Annotated in this window: 4 protein-coding genes; 2 read left to right on the forward strand and 2 right to left on the reverse strand. The window is 35.8% G+C overall.

Translation table 11 applies throughout. The annotated features are described in order from the left end of the window. Nucleotides 1-85: 85 nt before the first annotated feature. A complete protein-coding gene (locus RHS_RS27890) occupies nucleotides 86-1,033 on the reverse strand; it encodes a uroporphyrinogen decarboxylase family protein (protein WP_047835025.1) in 948 nt (315 codons plus the stop codon). 293 nt (nucleotides 1,034-1,326) lie between these two features. On the opposite strand from RHS_RS27890, the gene RHS_RS27895 reads away from it, so the two are divergent. After that, nucleotides 1,327-3,189 carry a sensor histidine kinase gene (locus tag RHS_RS27895; RefSeq protein WP_047835026.1) on the forward strand — a complete coding sequence of 621 codons (1,863 nt, stop codon included), beginning with the start codon at nucleotides 1,327-1,329 and terminating at the stop codon, nucleotides 3,187-3,189. A 431-nt stretch (nucleotides 3,190-3,620) separates the two neighbouring features. On the opposite strand, the gene RHS_RS27900 is transcribed toward RHS_RS27895, so the two are convergent. Then, nucleotides 3,621-4,475 (reverse strand): AraC family transcriptional regulator, encoded by an 855-nt coding sequence (locus RHS_RS27900; RefSeq protein ID WP_027295436.1) that lies wholly within the window; start codon nucleotides 4,473-4,475, stop codon nucleotides 3,621-3,623. Nucleotides 4,476-4,722: 247 nt separating this feature from the next. Here RHS_RS27900 and RHS_RS27905 point away from each other — a divergent pair, with 247 nt between their 5' ends. Next, nucleotides 4,723-5,841 carry a sugar ABC transporter ATP-binding protein gene (locus tag RHS_RS27905; RefSeq protein ID WP_395023617.1) on the forward strand — a complete coding sequence of 373 codons (1,119 nt, stop codon included), beginning with the start codon at nucleotides 4,723-4,725 and terminating at the stop codon, nucleotides 5,839-5,841. Nucleotides 5,842-5,873 lie beyond the last annotated feature (32 nt).

Here is a 5,873-nt window from a genome sequence, read left to right on the forward strand (position 1 = left end):
CCACATCCTGATAAACTCATAATTGCCATAACCGAACATAATACCAATGCCAATCTTTTTTTCATATTGTAAACCCCCTTGTTTATTATAATTTATAGTTATGAGCCGCATCCACTGCGGTCTTTATGTATTCCATACTGATATTTTCTCCCTGTATTGTACAATCTGCACCTATCATAAGTCCTTTCGTACCAAAGTTGTCTATAACCTGCTTTACTTCTTTTTCTATTTCTTCTTTCGGTCCGGTTAAAATGTTACCTTTATTATTCAAACCTCCCAGGATTGGCTTTTGAAAATAATCTCTCCCTCTTTCCAGGCTATACCCGTTATCCTTCACAGACCAGTTAATCAGATCTGCAGGGTAATTCCTGAATCTGTCTACATGAGTTTCAAAATTGTATTCAGGCTCACCGCAGATATGTAAAATATTATACTTATTCTCCATGTCAGACGCTGCCTTCAGTATCTGCAGATCAAAAGGACGTACCAGTTTCTCCCACTCCTCTCTGGAAAATCTTCCAACCTCTGCAAATTGTGCTGAATAGTAAATTCCATCTGCTCCGGCCTGCAAATATCCTTTCGCCCACTCTTTTAGTGCATTAGCAATAATCTGAACTCCTGCCGCAACTGCCTTGGGATCTTCCTTCGCATACTTCATCAAAACATCATCCCCAAAAGCAATTGACGCTGCTTTGAATGGACCAAACATTGTCTGGAAAATAAGTACATCATCCCCAACCTTCTCTTTAATGATTTTAATTACAGCCAGAAGTTTTTGAAATTCTAAAGAATCTGTTCCTTTTACCCTAATCTTGTACCAGTCATCCGCACACTGGATATTTCCCTCAATTGGATACATATAATCCTGCATAATTTTTATAATATCCATATCTGTACTGCGATACAGCTCAAGATGTGCCTCAGCCATTTCTTGTACCGTATAATCGGAATTATAATGAAACCAAAAACCTGCCGGTACATAATCCGGTATTTCATTATTTATGACTGCCTTTACTCGTTCTGCTTTATTCATATAATTTTCCTCCTTTTTTCTATAAAACCTTTGTGTAATGTACATTATATACGAAGATATTATTTAAAAATAGAATATTACTTAGGTAAAATATATGAATATATTTAGATTCTGAACTTATTTTATGTTCATTAATACAATTTTATTGTAATCTCAATAAGTTTCATTTATAATCAATGACATATTTTATAATCCTTAAAACGTCTTCACCGTTAACTGTTTTTAAATATATTAATCTGACCCACATCAGGTCCAGCATTGCAGCCATCATATCAGCTTAAGGAGTAAACAACATGAAAAAAATACAAAATATGACCTACCGGACACAGATTTTTCTGGCATGCCTGATCTTAGTAATTCTACCGCCTATCATGATGGGTATTATTACTGCCAACCGGACCGCGAATAACCTGAATGATAATTACAGCCAAACTTTAAAAACCATTACAAACCAAACAAATCTGACACTGGATACTCTGCTCACTGACGCGACAAAGATTGCAGATCTCCCGCTGTTAAATGATGCTGTCCGTAAAGCTCTTATTACTAATTATAAAGATGACTATCTATCCTATGCAAAAGATTCAACCATGATGAAAACCCAGCTCCTTCAGGCAAACCGTATGAATCCAAATGTGATTTCCTGCCTTTTCCTGAACCGCTATAACTATACTTACAATTACAATATATTAAACTCAAAGTATGAGGACGAAATATTGGAAAATATGAAAGAATGGTCTGATATAGCCAGAAATTCCAATCACTTTACTTATTTTGGACCCATTCAGGACTCTAAATATACCGGCAGCATCTACAAAAATATACTTCCAATGGTAAAAATATTAAATGATCCCTATACAAATAAAGAAATAGGAGCTCTGTATATTGGTATTAATTTTAACTCCATTGAAGATGTTTTAGCATCAGCTAACTCAAATAACAGCACGATGCTATTCTACAATGAACACGGAGACTTGATCTATTCTACAAACAAAGATCTTTACAACAAAAACAGTGGAAATACCCTTACCGGAAGTCTAAAAAAAATCAGTACTTCTATCTCACAGGATACAGGCATGTTATCGCAAAACCTTAAAATTAATAAAAATAATTATCTGGTTAACGGTTGTTTCAATAAAACCACCGGATGGCACATTATTCATTTCATGGATGATTCCATTATCCGTCAGGCATATGCCGGCAATCTTTTAAGCTATTTGGGAATTTTATGCATCACTGTACTGTTTGGGCTAATCCTGGCCTTCTTATTATCCAGAAGCCTGACAAAATCAATCAGAATACTCTGTAAAGAAATAGATACCAGAGACTCCACCAACTATAATTCGATACCTGTTGATGGTACTATTTCAAATCAGGAATTAAAAAAAGTTGTCACCAGTTTTAATCATTTAAATCAACGCCTGACTGAAAGCATAAAACAAAATTATACGATACGTTTAAATGAGCAGCAGATGCGTATACAGATGCTTCAGTCACAAATAAACCATCACTTCCTATATAATACTTTAAATGTTATAAAATCGCTGGCAGATATCCATAACGTCCCTGAGATAAAAACGATCTCTATGTGTATGTCGGATTTATTGCGCTATAACTTAAAAAAAGTACCTATTGTCCGGCTGGAAGAAGAAATTGCCCAGATACACCGATACATAACCATCCAGGAAATACGTTTTCCTGACAAATTCATCTTTGATTGTAACATTCCTAAAGAGTTGTATGAACTGGAAATACCTGCATTTATACTTCAGCCACTTGTGGAAAATTCTATTGATCATGGCTTTTCCGAAAAAGAGTGTGGATGTTATATCAGTGTAAGCGCTAATTTAGATAGCTCTAATTTAGATAGCTCTTTTCTACACTTTTTAGTCGCAGATAACGGTACCGGGATTAAAAAAGAGAAACTGCAGTTAATTAGAAAATCATTAGAATCAGAAAAATTAGAATTCGTAGAACAAGACAACCACAACTCAATTGGCGTCCGTAATGTACATCAGCGTATTCAGAGTTACTATGGAAAAGATTATGGTTTATCAATAGAAAGTTACCAGAATCAGGGAACAATTGTGGACATTTGCATACCTTACATGCAACTGCCTCAGCTTCCTGATATAGATGATATCATCACTAGATAAAATAAACTAATTATTATAATTACCATTATTTATCTTGAAATTTCTAATACTATATGCTATATTAAACACATAAAGAGCAACCGCCCACAAGGTGGGTTGACCTTATTTAGAGTAAGAAAAACCACCCGTTCGCTTGGTCAAAAGTTTCAGGGTGGTTTTTCTATGTTCATTAATGACAGATCATATAAATGAACGTCAGTAATCCTATAATAAACATTCCAAATGCCATTAAATCCTTGAAATCGAAATGTTTCATAGACATCACCTCCATTCTATGTAAAATGAAGGTCAACATCACCCCGCAACACGATTGCTCTTACCGAGAAGTATAGCATACGGGACACTAATTGACAATATTTTTATCATTAAAATTTACTATGTTTATTATTTTTTAAATATGCATCTTATTATATATGATTAGATCTAATTTCTTAAAAATTCTTCCGATATTCACTTGGCGTCATATGCGTAAACCGCTCAAAACATCTGCTGTATGTCAGCGTATTCTTAAATCCCACAGACTTTGCTATTGCATTTATGGACAATTTTGAGTAAGTCAGTAGTTCTTTTGATTTATTAACCCGGTATTCGTTTACGTACTGGTGTATTGTCATTCCCATATGATCTTTAAACAGCTTGCAAAAATAATATTTTGAAAAGCTTACTTCGTTGCAGATCGTATCCACATCCAGATCATTTTTATAATTACCGGCTATATATTTCAGGGAAAGATTTACTACTGTCTCCTGTACGGGTGTTATCTTTTTGGTTTCTAAAATACTGTTGGATATTTTATACAATTCAAAAAAAATATTATGTATAATCAGGCTTGCCTGCATATCATCCAGAACTTCTTTCTTAAAGGTTATCTGGCTCATTTCTAAAAACAGGTCCAGAATGCTGCTCAGTCTGTCGGTTGGGATTATACTGGACTTATTTCTCACCAGATTGTAATATAGTTTTGCATGTGTACCCCGGATTATAATATAGAAATATTCCCAGTTTTTACTTGTACGGGTGAATGTAAGCGGCGTATTGCAGGAAGAAATTACGACATTATCCTGGTAGATATACTGGGTGCTTTGGTTTTTTGTGAACCGGACAACTCCCGAAACGGAATATAATAATATATAATCATAATAGTTATTTGCATTTCCCAGAATAAATTTTTTTTCATTGCAGAATCCACATTCTTTTACATAGAATGGCAGGCTCTCTGTCTGGTGGGAAATTAGATTTGTTCTTTTTGTGTAATGATCCGGTAAATTTCTTTTAGGTAATATCACAATGAAGACCCTCCAATAAAAAACTGTATTGTTAACTTTTTTCGTCATGCGTTAACATTCATTTAAAAATTATATAATAAATCCTTTATTTTTTCAAAAATAATAGTAAGATAGTCCAAAATAACAACTTTTGATAGCAGAAAAACAATTTTTGATATTGAAAAACAAAAAAATCGGGGTAGTATATGCTTATCACAACGATCACAACACACAGTACCACAAAAAATTAATAAGGGAAAGGGGAATAATGATGAATGATTTTATCTTAGAGTTGAAAGACGTTGTAAAAACCTTCGGCGGAGTAACAGCATTGAATGGTGTTCACTTTCAACTTAAGAGAGGTGAAATACATGCTCTTATGGGCGAAAATGGAGCCGGTAAATCTACGTTTATTAAAGTCATAACCGGGGTTCATCAACCGGACAGCGGTATTATGCTTCTGGAGGGTGAAAAGATCACCCTGCGCTCCACTGCTGACTCCGCCAAGCTGGGAATTGCAGCTATCTACCAGCATGTAACTGCATTTCCTGATTTATCGGTGACTGAAAATATTTTTATGGGTCAGGAGCTCAAAAATAAAGTTGGTTTGTATAACTGGAAGCTAATGACCCAAAGAGCGAAAGAACTGATTCTGCCGCTCAGCGGAGAAATTGATGTCAGCAAACCTATGGGAGCTCTCAGTGTAGCCCAGCAGCAGCTGGTAGAAATAGCAAAGGCGCTGTCCAGAGATGCACGCATTCTGATTATGGATGAGCCTACCGCATCTTTAACCAGAACAGAATGCGAACAACTGTACCAGATTGCGGAACGTTTAAGAGATGAAGGCGTATCCATTATATTTATTACACATAAATTTGAAGACATGTATCGGTTGGCAAGCCGGGTTACGGTATTCCGGGATTCCAGGTACATAGGCAGCTGGGATGTGGACAAAATCTCCAATCAGAAGCTGATAGCAGAAATGGTAGGGCGTGAACTAAGTCAGATGTACCCCACCAAAAACTCCAAAATCGAAGATGTTGTACTGGAAATAGAAAACCTGTCAAAAGAAGGTTACTTTAAAAATGTTTCCTTTCAGGTGCGAAAAGGGGAAATACTGGCACTTACAGGACTTGTTGGCGCTGGAAGGACAGAAGTATGTCAGAACATCTTTGGTATTATGAAACCAGATTCCGGTTCCATTAAACTGGAAGGAAAAGACGTTAAAATCCGTACCCCCATTGATGCGTTGCAGTATGGAATTGGACTGCTTCCGGAGGACCGGCAGATACAGGGGCTTGTGAATGAACTTCCTATTTACCAAAATGTTTCCTCCGCCGTAATGAAAAAGTTTACAAAAAGGCATTCTTTTACAGGAAGAGGATGAAATGAAAAATGCTATTGCTTTATGCCAGAAGA

This window comes from Robinsoniella sp. RHS (assembly GCF_001029355.1).
Taxonomy (GTDB): domain Bacteria; phylum Bacillota; class Clostridia; order Lachnospirales; family Lachnospiraceae; genus Robinsoniella; species Robinsoniella peoriensis.